This is a genomic window from Parolsenella sp. LCP21S3_E11, assembly GCF_052118165.1.
Classification (GTDB): Bacteria; Actinomycetota; Coriobacteriia; order Coriobacteriales; family Atopobiaceae; genus Parolsenella.
The window spans coordinates 613,138-631,911 of record NZ_JBQKHS010000001.1 but is presented as its reverse complement, the minus strand read 5'-3'; the positions used below and the strand labels follow the sequence as shown (position 1 = coordinate 631,911).

Below are 18,774 nucleotides of genomic sequence, written 5' to 3'. Positions count from 1 at the left end.
CCGTCGCGAGGGTTCAGGCCACGCACACAGCGAAAGCCCCTCCGCGGCACGTGACCACGAAGAGGCTTTCTGGGTTCCTTCGGGAAGAGCTTAAAACCAGTTAGTCTAAGTTAGTCCAAGATTAACTAGCGTATATGGGCGTAGCTGGGCAGACGCAAACGCGGCTACTCCTCCATGTAGTCCTTGAGCTTGCCGGAGCGACTCGGGTGACGGAGCTTGGCGAGGGTCTTGCTCTCGATCTGGCGAATGCGCTCGCGCGTGACGCCAAACTCGCGGCCGACCTCTTCGAGGGTGCGCGGGTGGCCATCCTCGAGACCAAAGCGGAGCTTGATGACCTTACGCTCGCGATCCGCAAGACCATCGAGCACCTGTTCGAGCTGCTCGCGAAGCATCGAATCGCTCGCGGCCTCGGGAGGAGCGACAGCCTGGGAGTCCTCGATGAAGTCGCCGAGCTGGGAGTCCTCTTCCTCGCCAATGGGCGTCTCGAGGGAGACCGGCTCCTGGCTGATCTTCTGGATCTCGCGGATGCGCTCGGCGCTCATGCCCATCTCCTCGCCGATTTCCTCGGGAGTCGGGTCGCGACCGAGGTCCTGCAGGAGCTGACGCTGCACGCGAACGAGCTTGTTGATCGTCTCGACCATGTGGACCGGGATGCGGATCGTACGAGCCTGGTCGGCAATGGCACGGGTGATGGCCTGGCGGATCCACCACGTGGCATAGGTGGAGAACTTGAAGCCCTTCGTGTAGTCGAACTTCTCGACAGCACGGATGAGGCCGAGGTTGCCCTCCTGGATGAGGTCGAGGAAGAGCATGCCGCGACCAACGTAACGCTTGGCGATGGAAACGACGAGGCGGAGGTTCGCGGAGATGAGCGACTGCTTGGCCTCGAGACCCACCTGCTCGACACGATTGAGACGGCGGAGCTCGACGCGGGAAAGCTCGAGCTCTCCCCTCTCGTGGGCCTCAAGCTTCTCCGTAGCCTCAGTGCCGGCCTCGATCTTCATGGCGAGGTCGACCTCCTTGGCGGCAGTGAGAAGGTCCACCTTGCCGATCTCCTTGAGGTACATGCGGACGGGGTCGCCCGTGAGCATCACCGTGGCGGCGTCCTGACGGCGACGAGCCTTGAGGCTCGAGCCCTTCTTGGAGCGCTTGGGGGCGGCAGGAATCGCGGGGATCTTCTCGCGAGGCATATCGTCGTCATCGTCATCGAGGGAGCCGATACCGACGTTGTCATTGTCATCGTCGTCGCTAGACTCCTCGATATCAGAGTCCGGGTCGCTGTCGTCATCAGAGAGGACCTCGACGCCACGGGAACGAAGGGCCCCGTAGAGATCCTCGAGCTCGTCATCATCCACGTCGACGTCACGAAGAGCGACCTGAATCTCATCCTCGCTGACGGAACCGACGCCCTTGGCGCGGTCGACAAGCTGACCAAACACCCCCTCGAGATCGGCGGAGAGCTTGGTTTCCTTCTTTGCCTTCTTACTCGTTGCCACGGACTTCCTCTCGACATGGCCGTCGATGCACAGTTATTGCTATCTTACCCTGATATCGGGGTTTAACTCATAGAATTCCAGAGAATCGCTATTCAAGGGGCTGTGATGCCCGTAACTCACCCCGGCGCGCCCGGAGCTGCCCCAATTCCTGAAGCGCCTCGCGGGAGCGTGCCGGATCTGCGCCGCCGGCAAGGGACGCGGTGAGCATCGAAACCCTCCGGTCAATGGAACGAATCTCAGCCTCGTTGACGACGAACTCGACGTTAGTCTGCGTGTCCCACGCGCTCGTCGAGGAGAAGGAGCTCGCCGAGAGAATCTTCGGCGCGTCCGGACAGGCGCGCGTCGCGGCGGCAACGACGTCTGCGGGCGTGGTGCCCACCGGCGTCGCGAGCATCGACCAGGCAATCGCCTCATGGCGCGAATCAGCCCAGGCAAAGGTCGCGATGCGGTCCGCGTAACCACGGAACAGGTCGATGTTGTCCGCCATCATGGCGAGCAGGTTCCTCTCCGCCCGAATCTGCGTACGATCCTCGGCAGAGAGCGCGCCAAGAGAGACCGAAGGCTGCGGTTGCACCATGGGCTCCGGCTCTGGCACGTAGTCATAACCGTAGTCATCCGCGGGCGCATACGCTTCTCCATAGCCACCCGAGGGCACGTACTCATAGCCATAGTCATCGGCGGGAGCGTTCCCCGTCTCCTCCCCCTCAACGGGTGTGGAGCGAATCTTCTCCTTCGTCACCTCGACGTTGATGCCAAGCCTGCCGGCGACCTGCTGCGCATAGCCATCGAGGAGGTACGAGGATTTGAGAGGTGCGAGCACCTTCGCGATCTCCTCGAGCGCGGCGATCCTCAAGCCAGGACTCGAAAGGTCGAGCGTCTCGAGCTTCTTGTCGACAACGAACTCGATGAGGGGCCTCGCCTGGCGCAGCTGTTCCTCCATCGCCTCGCGGCCGTGAGCCTTCAAGAACTCGTCAGGGTCCTGGTTATCTGGAAGCACGACGCAGGTAAGCGACGCCTTCGTGCTCTCGACGTAACGAACAGCGGCCTCCGCCGCGTGTTGACCTGCTGCGTCGCCGTCGAACATGCAGACAATGGTCTTGGCAAAGCGCGAGAGCGTGCGGATGTGGTCTGCGGAGAGCGCGGTGCCGAGCGCCGCCACCGTGTTGGTGAAGCCGGCCTCGTGCATCGAGATGACGTCCATATAGCCCTCGGTCACGATGGCGAACCCACGCGCGGCGATGCTCTCCTTCGCATAATCGAAGGCAAACATGTGCTTGGACTTGTGGAACACGCTCGTCTCGCGCGTGTTGAGGTACTTGGGCTTGGCATCTCCCATCACGCGACCGCCAAAGCCGATGCAGCGGCCTTGCTCGTCGTGGATGGGAAACATCACGCGGTCAAAGAAGCGGTCTCGAAGACCGCCACCGCGAGAGACGCCCAGATCAGCGGCCTCGAGTTCGCCTCGCGAGAAGCCCGCCTGCTGGAGCTCGCGCACGACGGACACGGACGGGTCGGCATAGCCGAGATGCCAGCGAGAGCAGATGTCCGAGTTGAACCCACGACTCGCGAAGTAGGCACGCGCGGCGGCGGCGCCGTCACCCCTCCCGCGCATGAGGCGGGTGGAGAAGGAAGCCTGGGCAGCCTCGAGCGCATCGATCACGCGCGTGCGCTTGGGCCCGCGCCTCGCCGTCCCCTGACCCTCTTCGATGTCGATGTGAGCTCGCTCCGCGAGGAAGCGAACGGCGTCGAGGAAGTCGAGGCCCTCGCGCTTCATGACGTAGTCGAACACGTCGCCACCTGAGTGGCAGCCGAAGCAATGCCACAGGCCGGTCGACGGCGTCACGTGAAACGACGGGCTCTTCTCGTGGTGAAAGGGGCAGCAACCCCAGAAGTCGCCGCCGCGCTGCCTGAGCACAACGGTCTCCGAGACGAGGTTGACGATGTCGGTTGCCTGGCGAACGCGCTCCTTGTCCTCCTCGGTAATCATGTGACACCCCCCGACCTCGTCGTTAGTTGATTCTGATGCCCCGCCCGCCAAGAGCGTGGCACGTCCAGCCTATGTTTCCGAGCACCGTTCGCTCGAGCTCCTCGAGCGTGGAGAACGGACGGGAGTCGCGCAGCCACCTCACGAAGGAGACGCACGCCTTGCTGCCGTAGAGATCCCCGTCAAAGCCGATGAGGTTCGCCTCGAGAAGCGTACCCTCGGGCGCCTCGCCCTCGAAGCTCGGCGGAAGGCCGATATTGATAGCGGCGGGATAGGCACTGCGAGCGCCATCCTCATCCGCAATCGTGACGAAGCCGGCGTAGACGCCCTGCTCGGGCACGCATGCAGAGGGGTCGCAGACGATGTTTGCCGTGGGGAAGCCAAACGACGCACCCTCTCCCCTGCCGTGCTCGACCCTGCCAATCACCATGTGCGGACGACTGAGAAGCCCGGCGGCCTCTTCGACACGCCCCGCATGCACCAGTCCGCGGATGCGCGTCGCCGTAACGGGAGCGTCGCACTGCTCGAGAAGATCAACGCCCGTGACGTCATAGTCGCGGATATCACCGACCCTCCGGAATAGCTCGAGATCTCCCTCGCCATGGGCACCGAAACGGAAGTCAGACCCAACGAAGACGGCTTCGAAATAGTCCTCGAACTCGTCGCCAAAGATGAGGCCAAGCGCCTCGCCGGCAAACTCCGCCCAAGTGAGCGATGCGAACTCGCGGTCGAAATCGACGCAGACGACCGAACTGACATCCGGGCAACCCCCGTCCCCATCGAATGCGAGCAACGCGCTCACGCGCCCCTCGTCCGAAAGAAGCTTTGAAGAGGGAGTGGGACCGGAAAGCACGTCCGCCGGGTCTGGCGTGAACGTGAGGACGGCGAGCTTGTCTCCCCGCTCTGCCGCATCTCGCGCCGCACGCTGAAGGAGCTTCTGGTGGCCGAGATGCACTCCATCAAAGACACCGATTACGCAGACGTAGCGATCAGACTTCAGGAGCTTCTGCCCATACGTCATGTACGAGACAAATTTATCGGAACCCTCGGAGCCTTCGACTGCCAGAGAGGCTAGATCCGCCGGCTCGGGCGTGTCGAGAAGACGTCCCGAGAGCGAGAGAAACTCTCGCGCGCGGGCGGCGGCGAGGGGCATCTCCGGCGCGAGGTCCATGAGCTCGCGGCCAAGCTCTGTGGAGTTTGCGGCAGCCACGGCCTCGGGCATCCCCGCAGGCGCGGCCTTCCCCATTGAACCCTTTGCCATCAGCGAACCCCTTCGATTGCCTGCGGGAAGTTGGTGGAGCAGACGAGATCGGTCGAGCGGCGTTGCCACACGCCTACGAGAGCGTGGTCCCACACGAGCGCAATAGGCTCGCCAGGCCTCGGCTCGCGGCTGGCGCCATCGAGCGAGACGAGGCCCATGGGAATGTGACGCCCGCAGGTGATATCCGCAATCTCGGCGACCTCGACCGCGCGCGTGGCGATACCGAGACAGGCAACCGGGTCAAGCGCGCGGTCCGCCATCAAGTCGCGGCCACGCTCGGCGAGCTCGTCGAGCGACACACAGTCGGCGATTCTCACCATGCCCGCACTCGTGCGCCTAAGACCGCAGAGGTGCGCGTGAGTCCCGAGCGCAAGGCCCAGGTCACGCGCGATGCTCCTAATGTAGGTGCCCTTCGACACGTCGAAGTCGCACTCCCAGACGAGGGGCGATTCCGCCGTGCCCTCGCCGGTGACGGAAAGCAAGCTCGCCTCGTGGATGGTCACATGGCGAGGCGACAGCTTAACCTCCTTGCCCTCGCGCGCGAGCGCATAGGCGCGCTTGCCACCCACGCTGATGGCACTAAAGGCGGGAGGCATCTGATCAAGCTCGCCCACAAGGCCTGCCACCGCACGCGCGGCGACGTCGGCATCGAAAAGCTCAGAGGGCACCGCAGAAGATGCAATGACCTCGCCCTCGGCATCATCGGTCGTGGTCTGCGAGCCAAACTCGATGCGCGCGCGATAGCTCTTGCGGTCGAGCGTGAGCATGCCAAGGAGCTTGGTCGCCTGCCCCACGCCAACCACGAGCACGCCGGATGCGTCCGGGTCGAGCGTACCGGCATGCCCCACGCGACGCTCGCCGAGCGCGCGCCTCACGCGGGAGACCACATCATGCGAGGTCATGCCACACGGCTTGTCAACCGCGAGAAGGGCGTTGATTGCAGATATGCCACGTCGCATAGGTGTCGTTATGCCTCTCGGTCGATGTTCAACGATAGCTGTCGAGCAATGGGGCCGGGGTTCTCGCCGGGACCCGCGGCGAGAACGGCTCGCATGAGCGGCAGGACCGCGGCGAGCGTGGCATCGATGCCCATGTCCGTCGTGAAGCCGGACGCGGCTTTGTGGCCACCTCCCCCGAAGGCGCGCGCGACGCCGGATATGTCATGGTCTCCCTTGGAGCGGAGATTGCCGCGAATGAGGCCATCGGGCGTCTCCTTGAGGAAGAGGGCGAGCTCGGAACCCTCGACGCTGCGAACGACGTCGATGAGGCCGTCGCACTCGTCAGGCAAGGCGCCCGTACGCTCGAGATCTTTCCTCGTTGCGTAGCTATAGGCGATGCGCCCGTGCTCAAACGTCACGATTCTGCCCATGACAACGCTCTCGAGGTGAAGGTAGGCGAGCCTGAAGCTCTGGTACACGTTGAGCGAGATGAGCGAGGGCGACGCGCCGGCGTCGACGAGCATGCTCGCGCACTCGAAGGCCTCGGAGTCCGCATTCTGGTACTGGAAGCGGCCCGTATCCGTCACAATCGCGCAGAACAGGCAGTTGGCGATATCGGGAGTGATCGTGGCTCCCATCGCAAGCGCGAACTCCGCGATGATCACGCCGGCTGCTGCCGCGTCAGGACGAATGAGCGCGACGTCGCCGAAAGGCGTCGTGGACGGATGGTGGTCGAGGATCGCGACATGAGCGCTGCGATCGAGCACTGGCTGAGCCTGATTCAGGCGTGAAGCGACGGAGAGGTCGACGATGATGAACAGGTCAGGGTCGCCCTCATACGCGCTTGCGCGGACGAAGGAGTCCGCTCCAGGAAGGAAGCGGTACAGGCGCGGCACAGGGTCGTTGTCTGCGAGCAGGTTCGTGACGTGCTTGCCCTCCCAGTGCTGGGAGATGAGCTGCGCGAGCGCAAGGCCAGAGCCCAGGGCGTCGCCGTCCGGGTTGGTGTGCGCGCAGATGACAATCTCGGTCGCAGCATCAATGAGTGCCGCCACCTGCGCGAACTTCTCTCGTTGTTCTGAGAAGACCTTCTCGTCCCCTACGTTCATGGTTTAAGCCTCAGCGTCCTCTTCGAGAGCGTCGACATCATCAGCGCCATCGGCATCCTCATCGTCCCCGGCGCCATCGACGATGGGATAGCCGAACTCGTCCTTCTCGACGTCGATCGTGGGAGGACGGTTCTCGAGGGCGACGGCGATGCGCTCGGCCTCGTCGGTAGTGGTGTCGAGAGAGAAGGCGAGCTCGGGGGTCACTCGCCAACCGAGGGCACGGCCAAGCAGCGAACGGAGGCGACCCTTGGCGCGATTCAGCGCCGCCATGACGGACTCGTAGCGCTCGGGCTCGCAGGAGACGTAGGCGCGAACGAAGGAGCGGTCGACGGACACCTCGCAACCAGTGAGGGTCACAAGCTCGAGATCGGGGTCGGAGATCTCGAACAGGAGGATGCTAGCGAGCTTCTCACGCGCAATCTCGCCGTTCCTACGCGAAGAGGAGTTCTGCTTCATCGTTTCCACCTTCTTTGGTCAAGTAGGGGCGACCCGCGTTGGGCCGCCCCAGGTACGTTACTAGCGTTATACCCGCCCGAGGCTACTCGGTGCGCGCGACCTCGTCGATGCGGTAGGCCTCGATCTGGTCGCCAGGCTTGATGTCCTGGAAGTTCTCGAGGCCGATACCACCCTCGAGGCCGCTGCGGAGGGTCTTGACGTCCTCCTTGTAGTGGCGCAGGGACGCGATCTTGCCGTTGTAGACGACGATGCCGTCACGGACGAGGCGCACGGAGTTGGTAGCGGCGATTTCGCCCTCCTCGACGCGGACGCCGGCGGCAATGCCGACCTTCGGCACCTTGAAGGTGTCGAGGACGAGCGCCATGCCCGTGGAGACCTCGACCTCCGTGGGCTTGAGCATGCCGATACGGGCAGCATCGAGGTCCTCGAGGGCCTTATAGATGACGTCGTAGCAGCGAATCTCGACGCCCTGGTGCTCAGCGGCGGAGCGAGCCTTGGCATCCGGACGCACACCGAAGCCGATGATGATGGCGTTGGAGGCGTCGGCAAGGGTGACGTCCGTCTCAGTGATGGCACCGACGGCGGAGTGGATCGTGTTGATACGGACCTCGGACTGATCCATCTTGTCGAGGGAGTCCTGGAGAGCCTCGATCGAACCTTGGACGTCGGCCTTGATGACGAGGTTGAGCTCCTTGACCTCGGCGTCCTCCATCGTGGAGAAGAGCGTCTCGAGCGTGACGTGCTTGACGCGGTTCTGCTCCTCGATGCGGGCCTTGAGGGCGCGCTGCTCGGCGAGGGCGCGGGCCTCGCGGGCCTCGGTGAAGACGCGGAACTCGTCGCCGGCGGCGGGAACGCTCTGGAGACCGAGAATCTCGACCGGGTCAGAGGGGCCAGCTTCGGTGACCGGACGGCCCTTCGGGTCGAGCATGGCACGGACGGATCCGTAGGCCATGCCGGCGACCAGGGAATCGCCGATGTGGAGCGTACCGCGGGTCACGAGGACCGTGGCGACGGAGCCGCGACCGCGATCGAGCTTGGCCTCAAGGACGTTGCCGGACGCGAAGGTGTTCGGGTTGGCCTTGAGCTCGAGGACGTCGGCCTGGAGAAGGACAGTCTCGAGCAGCTCGTCGATGCCAATCTTCTTCTTCGCGGAGATGTTGACGAACATGTTCTGTCCGCCCCACTCCTCCGGGATGATGCCATACTCGGTGAGCTCCTGACGGACCCTGTCGGGGTTGGCGCCGGGCTTGTCAATCTTGTTGACGGCCACGATGATGGGCACGCCGGCGGCCTTCGCGTGATTGATCGACTCGACGGTCTGGGGCATGACGCCGTCGTCCGCGGCGACGATCAGAATGACAATGTCCGTCACCTTGGCGCCACGGGCACGCATGGCGGTGAAGGTCTCGTGACCAGGGGTGTCGATGAAGGTGATCGTGCGGTCGCCGATCTTGACCTGGGACGCACCGATGGCCTGCGTGATGCCGCCAGCCTCGCCGCTAGCAACGCCGGTGTGGCGGATGGCGTCGAGCAGGGACGTCTTGCCGTGGTCGACGTGGCCCATGACGGTCACGACAGGAGCGCGCGGGAGAAGGTCAGACGGATCGTCGTAGAACGTGAAGGAGTTCTCCTCCTCCCTGCTCATGACCTTGACCTCGCGGCCGAGGTCATCGGCAACGAGCTCGATGAGGTCGTCGGACATGGACTGCGTCATCGTGAGCGGGCTGCCCAGGAGGAACAGGCGCTTGACGATGTCAGAGGCGGGAACGTCGAGCAGCTCGGCGAGCTCGGCGACGGTGGAGCCAGTCGGGACCTTGACCATGCCAATCTCGGCGACGTTCTGATCGTTTGCGATGGCCTCCTCGATCGCCTGCTCCTTGGCGGCCTGCTCGGCCTGCTTCTGGCGACGCTCCTTGCGCTTCTTGCGGCGCCCGGTCGACTCGCGAGACGCCTCCTCGACGCTGGCGCGGGCCTCTTCGAGCACGCGCTCGCGGTTGTACTCCTCGGCGGCCTTGGCCATGCGGCTGTAGCGATCCTCGCCGTCATCCTCGGTGTGGCCTTTGCGCTTGCCGCGACCGCGCGCAGTGGCGGCCTTCTCGGGCGTGGCGGGACCCTCGTCCTTGGGGGCGTTCTTCGCGGTAGCGTGCTGGTTGCCACGACGAGAACGGCTCGGGGCGGCCTCGGCCTTCTTGGCGGCCTGCTCCTCGCGCTGAGCCTTGAGGATCTGCTCCTGCTGGGCGATCTGGTCGAGCAGGCTGGTCATCGAAGGCACGGACTTGGGGGCGTTGTCGCGGACGCGGTTACGCTCCTCCTCTTCCTTGCGCTTGCGCTCGGCCTCGAGGCGAGCACGCTCCTCGGCCTCCTTGGCGCGCTCGGCCTCGCGGCGCTTCTCGGCCTCGAGACGCTCCTCCTCGGCGCGGGCGCGTTCCTCGGCCTCGGCCTTGGCCTTCTCCTCGGCCTCGGCCTGCTTGGCAGCCTCGATCTCCGCGGCGCGAGCCTCGAGGATCGGGGCCATCTTCTTACGAATCATCGAGACGTAGGCATCCTCGAGGGTGCTCGAGGCGGACTTCGCCGGGATCTTCATGTCGGCGAGGTGGCCGAGCATCTCCTTGCTCGTCATGCCAAATTCCTTGGCAAGGTCATGTACGCGGGTCTTTGCCATGTGACCTACCTTCCTGTGCGGGCAATCATTGCGGGTCTTGCCCGCGGGGTTTCAAGTCAAATGAGCCGTCTGGCTCGAGCGTCCTAGATCAGGGAGTCCGGGTCGTCGGAGACCTCGACGTCGTCGCCGGCAAGGGCAATGGCCTCGTGGACGCCGCAGTAGCGGGAGTTGGGGCGAGCCATGTTGCGGCAGCGGACGCCGTTGGCGCCGACGTACTCGCAGCGATGAGCCTCGTCGACGTCGATGAGGTCCTCGGGCTCGGCGGAAGGCGCGGAGATGCCCTCGAGCATACCGGCGGCGAGCGACTCGTTCTTGATGTCGATGTGCATGCCGGTCAGGCGAGCGGCGAGACGGGCGTTCTGGCCCTCCTTGCCGATGGCAAGGGAGAGCTGATCGTCCGGGACGATAACGGTGGCGTAGTTGGTGTCCTCGTCAAACAGGACGCGGGAGACCTTCGCCGGGGAGAGCGCATTGGCGACGCAGCGAGCCGGATCGTCGCTCCACAGGACGACGTCGACGCGCTCGCCACGGAGCTCGCCCACGACGGTGCGCACGCGGCTGCCTTTGGGGCCGACGCAGGCGCCAACCGGATCGAGGCGGTCATCGAGGGAGGAGACGGCGACCTTGGAGCGGACGCCGGCCTCACGAGCGATGGAGCGGACCTCGACGACGCCGTCGTAAATCTCGGGGACCTCGAGCTCGAAGAGGCGACGGAGGAGCTCCGGGTGGGTACGGCTCACCACGATGGACGGGCGGGAGTGCTCGCCGCGAACGGGCTGCACGGTGGCGTTCGGGTCGCGGACGTCGATGATGACGGCCTTGATACGCTGGTTGTGGCTATAGCGCTCACCGGCCGGACGCTCGTTGCGCTCCTCCGGGTGACGCTTGCGATCGAAGTGCGGGAGCTCGGCCTCGACGCCCTCGCGAATCTTGACGATCGTGAAGTCGGGCGTGGACTGGAGGACGGTGCCGGTGATGATGTCACCGACGCGAGCGGAGAACTCCTCGTAGATCTGCTCGCGAGCGGCGTTGCGGACGATGGCGTTGATCTCGGCCTTGGCGTGCTGCGCGGCGATGCGGCTCGTGTCCTTGGGCGTGACGTCGACCTCGTCGAACTCGGTGTAGTTGCCCTCCTCGTCCATCGAGTCATCCTTCGGGATGAGCTTGTAGACGTAGATCTTGCCGGTGGTACGGTCGATGGTGACCTTGGCGCCGAAGTCGAGGTGCATGACGTTGGCGTAGCTCGCGGCGAGCGACTGCTCGAGGCGGTCGAGCAGGTAGAGCTCGTCGATGTGCTTCTCCTGGCAGAGCATCATCAGGGCTTCCATCATCTCAGATGCCATGTGCGTTCCTTCCTGGTTATCTCTCATATGGCTCTAGGCCATTCGTTTCCAAACTGAGTGCGAAATGGGCAAACCCGCGAACGAAAGCCGTTAGGCCTTCTGCGCCTTGCCCTTCTTGGGCTTGTCGAAGGACTTCTTCTCGCCCTTCTCGAAGGTGGGCTTGATGGTGCAGCGACGTACCTCAGAGAGGGGAATCTCGACCTCGCCCTCGTCATCGACGATGACGACGGAGCTATCACGCATGCCGACAAGCTTGCCGGAGTAACGGCGACGACCCTCAACCGCAGTCGTCGTGAGGACGACGGTCTCGCCAGCGAAGCGCTCGAAGTCGGCCTCGCGGCGAAGCGGGCGATCGAGACCCGGCGAGCTCACCTCGAGGGTGTAGGAGCCGGAGAACGGGTCGAACGCGTCGAGAACCTCGGAGACCCACTCGGTCTGAGCGGCGACGTCATCGAGCGAGATGGTGCCCCTCTCCGCATTCTCCGGGTCATAGGCCCAGTCGATACGGACACGAACCGTAGGTGCCTTGGTGGCGCCAACGACCTCCACGTCAACGACGTCGATGCCATGCTGGGCGCCGGCGACCTCGAGGACCTCGAGGATTGCCGCGGCCTTGTCCTCTGCCATGTGACCCTCCTTCCTAGCGCGAGGCGTATAACCCCCGCTTACACACAAAGAGATGCGGGGCGAAAACTCCACCCCACATCCCTCAGTCAAACACTCTTATCGGAGACAGTTTAATAAACAAGCAGGTAACACGTCAAGATGCATTTTGTGTGTGCAGATATGTCACAAGTCGAGCACACAACTCGCATCCTCCTCGCGAAGCCTTGCTCCAGTTCTGATCGGCGGAAAGGCGCGCAGCCAGTCACCGGAGTGTCCTCGTCAGGCAAAAGAGACGCCACTCCCAAAAGAGACGCTACTCCCCCGTCTCCGCGACGGCCTCTCCGGCTGTTTCCGGAGCATCGCTCGCAGCCGCTGTCTCGGGGTTCTTCGCAACGTCGATGGTCACGGTCGAGCCCTTGTCGGCGCGCGTACCGGCGGGCGGATTGGTCGAGATGACGCGACCGGTTAGCTGCTCGATCGACTCCACCTCGTTCACCCCGACGTTAAAGCCCTTGTCAGAGAGGCGAGAAGTCGCCTGCTCGGCGCCAGAGCCGACAACGTTAGGGATTGTCCTGCCGCCAATGAGCTCGGCGCGATAGGCCATGAAGAAGACAAGGCAGCAGAATACCGCGACCAGCAGAAAACCAAGGAAAAGACGAGCGACGCGCTTGCCCGTCTCCCCGCGAGAGCGACGGCCCGCGCCCATGCCGGAAAGACCCTCCACGCTCCTGCGAGAGGCGGCGGCGAGGTCGGCGGAAGCACGCTGCTCGTGACGATTGACCCTATGCCCCCTCTTGGCGCCAGACAAGGCGCTCCCGCAACCGGGACAGCGAGTGGGGAGCAGACCCTCCCCAAGGTCACGACCGCAATGCGGACACTTCATGGCCGACCTCACCTCATAACATGACGGCGGGGCGCAAGAAGCGCCCCGCATAGACGGACTAATTGGCGACGACGTTGACGAGCTTGCCGGGAACGACAACGACCTTGCGAACGGTCTTGCCCTCGATCTGGGAGGCAACGGCCTCAAGGGCGGCCTTCTCGAGGTCCTCGCGGCTGGCATCGACGGCGACGTTCACGCGTGCACGGACCTTGCCCATGACCTGGACGGCGATCTCGACGGTGTCGGCACGAGAGAGCTCGACGTCGAACTCCGGCCACGGCTCGTTATAGACAGAACCGGTGAGGTGCAGGGCCTCGTGGTAAAGCTCCTCGGCCCAGTGCGGGCAGATGGGCGCGAGAATCGCCACGATGTCGTGGGCGACGCGATAGTCGAGCTCGTGGTTACGTTCATCGGCCGGGGTCTCGATGAGGTACTTGCTCGCGGCGTTCACGATTTCCATGACCGCGGAGATAGCGGTGTTGAACTGACCGCGATCGTAGTCGGCCGTGCAACGGGCACCAAGGCCGTTAAGCGTGCGGAAGAGCTCGGCCGCCTGACCATCGAGCTTCGTGTAATCGAAGTCGCCAGCCTGGGCGCCCTCGGAGAGCTGCCATACGATCGACCAGGCGCGCTTGATGAAGCGGTTGGCACCGGCAACGGCCTTCTCGTCCCAATCGAAGTCCTTCTCGGGCGGGGCGATGAAGAGGATGACGAGACGCATGGTGTCCGCGCCGAAGGGCCCGATGACGCTGGAGGGCGGCACGACGTTGCCCTTGGACTTGGACATGGTCTCGCCGTTCTCGTCCTTGACCATGCCCTGGCAGAGCAGGTTGGTGAAGGGCTCGTCGGCGTCGATCATGCCGAGGTCGCGAAGGACCTTGGTCCAGAAGCGGCTATAGAGCAGGTGGAGAATCGCGTGCTCGATGCCGCCGATGTAGTTGTCGACGGGCATCCAGCGATCAACCGACTCCTTGGAAAACGGGAGCTCGGTATTGTGCGGATCGCAATAGCGCAGGTAGTACCAGCTAGAGCACGTGAAGGTGTCCATCGTGTCCGTGATGCGCTTCGCGGGCTTACCGCACTTGGGGCACGTCGTCTCATAGAAGGGGGCGTACTCGGCGAGGGTCTCGCCGGCACCAAGGTCAAGGTTCTCGGGCAAGGTGACCGGCAGCTGGTCATACGGCACGGGGACGTCGCCGCAGCAGTCACAGTGGATCATCGGGATGGGGTTGCCCCAGTAGCGTTGGCGGCTGATGAGCCAGTCGCGGAGACGGAACTGGACCTTCGCGCGGCCAAGGCCACGCTCGGAGAGCCAGCCGAGGATGGCGTCCACTGCCTCAGAGTGCTTACCGCCCTTGAGGCCGGTGAACTCGCCGGACTGGACGAGGTAACCCTCGGCGACCATGGCGTGGTCCCAGTCGACGGACGTGACGCGAAGCTCACGCTCGTCCTTGAGTTCCTCGTAGAGGGGGTCATCCTTCTCGCAGATGATCGGAGCGATCTCGAGGTCGTACTTCTTGGCGAAGTCGAAGTCGCGCTGGTCACCGCAGGGAACACCCATGACGGCGCCGGTGCCATAGTCCATGAGGACGTAGTCTGCGACCCAGATGGGGGCCGGGCGGCCGTTGATCGGGTTGATGACGTAGCGGCCGGTGAAGATACCGTGCTTCTCGCGCTCAGAGCCCTGGCGGTCGACGTTGGAGACCTTCTCCGTCGCGGCCTTGAGCTCCTTGAAAGCAGCCTCGTGCTCAGTACCGGCGACAAGCTCCGCGGCGAGCGGGCTCTCGGGCGGGAGCAGGAAGAACGAGACGCCGAAGAGGGTGTCGGCACGGGTGGTGAAGACGGTAATCTTGCGATCGGTGGGCGTCACGCCGTCCTCGGCGGCGAGGGTAAAGTCAATCTCCGCGCCCTCGGAACGGCCGATCCAGTTGCGCTGCTGGGCCTTGACGTTCTCAGGCCAGCCCTCGAGCTTGTCGAGGTCGTCAAGGAGCTCCTGCGCGTAGTCGGTGATCTTGAGGTACCACTGGGAGAGCTCGCGCTTCTCGGGCACGGAGCCGCAACGCCAGCACTTGCCGTCGACGACCTGCTCGTTGGCGAGGACCGTCTGGCACTTGGGGCACCAGTTCACCGGAGACGTGGCACGATAGGCAAGGCCCTTCTCCCACATCTTGAGGAACATCCACTGGCCCCACTTGTAATACTCGGGATCACAGGTGCGGACGAGACGGTCATAGTCATAGGAGAAGCCCATGCGGCGCATGGTGGCGAGGGCGTTATCCATGTTCTGGTACGTCCACTTGCCGGCCTGGGTGTTGTGCTTGATGGCCGCGTTCTCCGCGGGAAGACCAAAGGCATCGAAGCCAATGGGGTGAAGTACGTCAAAGCCGCGCATGCGAGCCTGGCGAGCCATGGCATCGCCGATGGTGTAGTTGCGAGCGTGGCCCATGTGAAGGTCACCGGAAGGGTACGGGAACATCTCCAGCACGTACTTCTTGGGCTTGCTGGGATCCTCGTCGGTCTTGTAGGTGCCTTCCTCGGCCCAGACGCGCTGCCACTTCTCCTCAATGGCCTGAGCGTCATAGGCGGGGAACTCGTGCCTATCGTTAGTCTTCTCGTCGCACATCGTACGTGCCCTCCATGGATACAAGCGGATAACTGCTAAATAGTAGCAGCTTTACTGACAATAAGGAGATCGCGGAAAACGCCCGGTTATCCAAATGGTTACCACGGCAGACAGATCGCTCGCAATCCGAACGCCGACACGTCTCCCCACAACAAAAAGGCGCCGCCCCTCTACCTCGAAGGACGGCGCCACAGGAACGATTCTACGTTGTCCTAGTTAAAGGACACAGACTGGGTGCGGTCCTTGAGGACGACATCGTGAGCGCCACCCTCGACGATGGAAGTCGAGCTGACTAGCGTTAGTCGAGCCTTCTCCTGGAGCTCCTTGATGCTGTTGGCACCGCAGTTGCACATCGTGGACTTGATCTTGTAGATGGTCATGTTGACGCCATCCTTCAGCGAGCCGGCGTACGGCACGTAGGAGTCGACGCCCTCCTCGAAGGAAAGCTTCGCGGCGCCACCGAGGTCATAGCGCTGCCAGTTGCGGGCACGAGCGGAGCCCTCGCCCCAGTACTCCTTCATGTACTGGCCGTTTACGTTCACGCGGTTGGTCGGGCTCTCGTCGAAGCGGGCAAAGTAGCGGCCGAGCATCATGAAGTCAGCGCCCATGGCGAGGGCGAGCGTCATGTGGTAGTCATAGACGATGCCGCCGTCGGAGCAAACGGGAACGTAGATACCGGTCTCCTCGAAGTACTCGTCACGAGCGCGGCAGACGTCGATGAGGGCAGTGGCCTGGCCACGGCCGATGCCCTTGGTCTCGCGGGTGATGCAGATGGAGCCGCCGCCGATGCCGACCTTGACGAAGTCAGCGCCGCACTCGGCGAGGTAGCGGAAGCCATCAGCGTCAACGACGTTACCGGCGCCGACGATGACGTCCTCGCCGTAGTTCTCGCGAATCCAGTCGATCGTAAGCTTCTGCCACTCGGAGAAGCCCTCAGAAGAGTCGATGCAGAGGGCATCGGCGCCAGCCTCGAGAAGCAGGGGCACACGAGTGGCGTAGTCACGGGTGTTGATGCCAGCGCCAACCATATAGCGCTTGTGAGCGTCAAGCAGCTCATCAGGGTTGGACTTGTGGGAGTCATAGTCCTTACGGAAGACGATGCCAACGAGGCAATCATCGGCGTTGACGATGGGAAGGGCGTTGAGCTTGTTGTCCCAGATAATGTCGTTGGCGACCTTGAGGGTCGTCTCCTCGGTGCCCACGATAAGCTGCTCGCGCGGAGTCATGAACGTGGCGACCTTGGCCTGGTGGTCATCGCGGGAGGGACGGTAGTCGCGGCTCGTGACGATACCGAGGAGCTTGCCGTGGGGCGAGCCGTCCTCGGTCACGGGCATGGTGGAGTGACCGGTCTGCTCCTTGAGGCGTATGACCTGCTCCATCGTCATCTCCGGCGTGAGCGTGGAGTCGGACACGACGACGCCGGCCTTGTAGTCCTTGACGGCCTTGACCATGGCGGCCTCGGCCTCGGGGGTCTGGGAGCCGTAGATGAAGCTCATGCCGCCCTCGGTGGCGAGGGCGATGCCCATGCGCTCGCCAGAAACAGCCTGCATGATGGAGGAGACCATGGGGATGTTCAGCGTGACCCTCGGCTCCTCACCGGCCTTGTAGCGGCACAGGGGCGTCTTAAGGGAGACGTTCGCCGGGATGTTCTCGGAAGAAGAATAGCCAGGTACGAGCAGGTACTCAGAGAAAGTGTGCGATTCGCCTTCGAAGAACGTTGCCATGTATGCTCTCCCAATCTGTCTATTGCCGCGGACGGGGGCCCGCTGGCCGTATGCCGACTCAATCTTGACAATTGTAACGTCTGATACCGATGGCTTGCTACCACTATCTAATTCAGGGGACCTAACCTTTTGGCAGGTCGCACAATGCGCGAACGAAAGTCGCCACCCGCCACGCGAATTGGCACGCGACGCACGCACCACCTGAAAAAGGCACCTGAAAAAGGGACTGTCCCTTTTTCAGGTCGGCACGCGCCGCAAGCGCAAGGATGCAACGCATAAAGAAAGCGTGGCCACACAACGCCCAGTTAGAGCGAACACATGGCCACGCAATGAACCAAAGTAGCAGGGGTTCTATGAGTTCTCGGCGGCGTTGATCTGATCCATGGAGATGGAAACCGTGTGCTTGGTGGGAACCCACTCGACCTTCTTGAAGAGGGCCGCGATGCAGATGGGAATGTAGGTCATCATGAACAGCGGGAAGGTGAAGAGGTTCGTAAAGATGCGCCAGCGACGCTCCTTGCGGCAGATGATGTGCTTGCGCTCAGAAATCGTCGTGATGACGGCAAGGACGAAGAACGTCACGTACATCGAGCCGAACGTCATCATGAGCGAGCCCACCGCCATGGAGAGCTCGTTTTGCGTAGCGAGAAATCCGTGGCTCAGACCGCCGATGACGAGATAGACCGTGTTCACGAAGGCGGAGACGAGCGTCAGGATGTTGCCCGGCGCGATGGTCATCAGCATGTCATAGGAGCCGAAGCGCTTCTTGCCGACACCATGGATCAGGTCTCCCACATACGAGAAGAACACCTGATAGAAGCCCTTAGTCCAGCGCATGCGCTGGGTCCAAGAGCTCTTGAGGTCAATCGGCTGCTCGTCATAGAACTCGGCCGGGGCGTACGCGATGCGGATGCCGTTGGCGGCACAGAACGTCGAGAACTGGATGTCCTCCGTGAGGGTGTGGAAGTCCCAGCCGTTCATGCCCTGGATGATGCGCGACGAGACCATCCAACCGGAGCCGGAGATGGCGCAGCCCGTACCGCAGAGCATACGCGAGTTGTTGAGGAACTTGGCCTCGCGGAGGAACCACAGCGCATAGGCTGAGCTAATCCAGCTCGAGTCGAAGTTCTTGGAGTTGCGGTAGCTCGTAGCCACGAGGTAGCCCTGGTCAAAGACCTTGTTCATCTCCGTCACGTAGGTGGGCGACAGGAGGTTGTCCGCGTCGAAGACGAAGAAGGCCTCGTACTTGCCGGGATACTCCTCAAGGATGCGGGCGAAGCCGTAATCGAGAACCCAACTCTTACCCTTGCGGGCAAGGTCGTTGCGCTCGTAGACGATGGCGCCGGCGCGCCTCGCCTCCTCCGCGGTGTTGTCAGTGCAGGCATCTGCCACCACGAAGGTATCGATCAGCTCAGAGGGGTAGTCCTGAGCCTTGATCGAACGCACGAGGTTTGCGATGACGCTCTCCTCGTTGTGCGCGGCGATGAAGAAGGCATAGCGATGGTTCTTCTTTGCCTCCGGGAGCTTGACCTCTCCGCGCCTCCACGTCACGAGGATGTAGACGAACTGGTAGAAGTACGCGAAGGTGAAGAAGCACCAAATGATGAAGTTGAAGACCACAATGGGCGTGATACCCAGACGATTGAGTTCCAAAACGGCCTCTCGCTCGAATCGAATGCTTATGCGACCATG

At 63.1% G+C, this 18,774-nt stretch carries 13 protein-coding genes; all 13 read right to left on the bottom strand.

Features of this window, described 5'->3' with window-relative positions; translation table 11 throughout:
• Window positions 1-164: 164 nt before the first annotated feature.
• A complete protein-coding gene (gene rpoD, locus ACTQ1Z_RS02735) occupies window positions 165-1,496 on the bottom strand; it encodes an RNA polymerase sigma factor RpoD (RefSeq protein ID WP_414153564.1) in 1,332 nt (443 codons plus the stop codon).
• An 88-nt stretch (window positions 1,497-1,584) separates the two neighbouring features.
• Window positions 1,585-3,483 carry a DNA primase gene (gene dnaG / locus ACTQ1Z_RS02730; RefSeq protein WP_441858535.1) on the bottom strand — a complete coding sequence of 633 codons (1,899 nt, stop codon included), beginning with the start codon at window positions 3,481-3,483 and terminating at the stop codon, window positions 1,585-1,587.
• Window positions 3,484-3,505: 22 nt separating this feature from the next.
• On the bottom strand, window positions 3,506-4,741 hold the full coding sequence (gene ribF, locus ACTQ1Z_RS02725; protein ID WP_441858533.1) for a bifunctional riboflavin kinase/FMN adenylyltransferase: 1,236 nt from the start codon (window positions 4,739-4,741) through the stop codon (window positions 3,506-3,508).
• Window positions 4,741-5,643 carry a tRNA pseudouridine(55) synthase TruB gene (truB, locus tag ACTQ1Z_RS02720; protein WP_441858531.1) on the bottom strand — a complete coding sequence of 301 codons (903 nt, stop codon included), beginning with the start codon at window positions 5,641-5,643 and terminating at the stop codon, window positions 4,741-4,743. Before truB ends, ribF begins: the two co-directional genes overlap by 1 nt.
• Before the next feature lie 65 nt (window positions 5,644-5,708).
• The gene (locus tag ACTQ1Z_RS02715) at window positions 5,709-6,785 is read right to left on the bottom strand and encodes a DHH family phosphoesterase (RefSeq protein ID WP_441858529.1); all 1,077 of its coding nucleotides are present in this window, start codon (window positions 6,783-6,785) and stop codon (window positions 5,709-5,711) included.
• A 3-nt stretch (window positions 6,786-6,788) separates the two neighbouring features.
• Window positions 6,789-7,241 carry a 30S ribosome-binding factor RbfA gene (gene rbfA / locus ACTQ1Z_RS02710; protein ID WP_293834488.1) on the bottom strand — a complete coding sequence of 151 codons (453 nt, stop codon included), beginning with the start codon at window positions 7,239-7,241 and terminating at the stop codon, window positions 6,789-6,791.
• A gap of 82 nt (window positions 7,242-7,323) precedes the next feature.
• Entirely contained in the window at window positions 7,324-9,903 is a 2,580-nt protein-coding gene (gene infB / locus ACTQ1Z_RS02705) for a translation initiation factor IF-2 (RefSeq protein ID WP_441858527.1), read from the bottom strand.
• Between the two features lie 83 nt (window positions 9,904-9,986).
• On the bottom strand, window positions 9,987-11,246 hold the full coding sequence (gene nusA, locus ACTQ1Z_RS02700) for a transcription termination factor NusA (RefSeq protein ID WP_293814096.1): 1,260 nt from the start codon (window positions 11,244-11,246) through the stop codon (window positions 9,987-9,989).
• Between the two features lie 90 nt (window positions 11,247-11,336).
• Entirely contained in the window at window positions 11,337-11,873 is a 537-nt protein-coding gene (gene rimP, locus ACTQ1Z_RS02695; RefSeq protein WP_320680263.1) for a ribosome maturation factor RimP, read from the bottom strand.
• Window positions 11,874-12,165: 292 nt separating this feature from the next.
• Complete coding sequence (locus ACTQ1Z_RS02690) at window positions 12,166-12,735, bottom strand: PASTA domain-containing protein (RefSeq protein ID WP_320680262.1); 570 nt, start codon at window positions 12,733-12,735, stop codon at window positions 12,166-12,168.
• Window positions 12,736-12,793: 58 nt separating this feature from the next.
• A complete protein-coding gene (gene leuS / locus ACTQ1Z_RS02685) occupies window positions 12,794-15,358 on the bottom strand; it encodes a leucine--tRNA ligase (RefSeq protein WP_320680260.1) in 2,565 nt (854 codons plus the stop codon).
• A 212-nt stretch (window positions 15,359-15,570) separates the two neighbouring features.
• Window positions 15,571-17,082, bottom strand: coding sequence for an IMP dehydrogenase (locus ACTQ1Z_RS02680; protein ID WP_441858525.1), 1,512 nt, complete (start codon window positions 17,080-17,082; stop codon window positions 15,571-15,573).
• Between the two features lie 351 nt (window positions 17,083-17,433).
• Window positions 17,434-18,735 (bottom strand): glycosyltransferase family 2 protein, encoded by a 1,302-nt coding sequence (locus ACTQ1Z_RS02675; protein WP_441858523.1) that lies wholly within the window; start codon window positions 18,733-18,735, stop codon window positions 17,434-17,436.
• Window positions 18,736-18,774 lie beyond the last annotated feature (39 nt).

Excerpts from the sequence above, each read along its gene's own strand:
- dnaG (WP_441858535.1), bottom strand. The coding sequence starts at position 3,483 with ATGATTACCGAGGAGGACAAGGAGCGCGTTCGCCAGGCAACCGACATC.
- ribF (WP_441858533.1), bottom strand. The coding sequence starts at position 4,741 with ATGGCAAAGGGTTCAATGGGGAAGGCCGCGCCTGCGGGGATGCCCGAG.
- truB (WP_441858531.1), bottom strand. The coding sequence starts at position 5,643 with ATGACCTCGCATGATGTGGTCTCCCGCGTGAGGCGCGCGCTCGGCGAG.
- ACTQ1Z_RS02715 (WP_441858529.1), bottom strand. The coding sequence starts at position 6,785 with ATGAACGTAGGGGACGAGAAGGTCTTCTCAGAACAACGAGAGAAGTTC.
- rbfA (WP_293834488.1), bottom strand. The coding sequence starts at position 7,241 with ATGAAGCAGAACTCCTCTTCGCGTAGGAACGGCGAGATTGCGCGTGAG.
- infB (WP_441858527.1), bottom strand. The coding sequence starts at position 9,903 with ATGGCAAAGACCCGCGTACATGACCTTGCCAAGGAATTTGGCATGACG.
- nusA (WP_293814096.1), bottom strand. The coding sequence starts at position 11,246 with ATGGCATCTGAGATGATGGAAGCCCTGATGATGCTCTGCCAGGAGAAG.
- rimP (WP_320680263.1), bottom strand. The coding sequence starts at position 11,873 with ATGGCAGAGGACAAGGCCGCGGCAATCCTCGAGGTCCTCGAGGTCGCC.
- ACTQ1Z_RS02690 (WP_320680262.1), bottom strand. The coding sequence starts at position 12,735 with ATGAAGTGTCCGCATTGCGGTCGTGACCTTGGGGAGGGTCTGCTCCCC.
- leuS (WP_320680260.1), bottom strand. The coding sequence starts at position 15,358 with ATGTGCGACGAGAAGACTAACGATAGGCACGAGTTCCCCGCCTATGAC.
- ACTQ1Z_RS02680 (WP_441858525.1), bottom strand. The coding sequence starts at position 17,082 with ATGGCAACGTTCTTCGAAGGCGAATCGCACACTTTCTCTGAGTACCTG.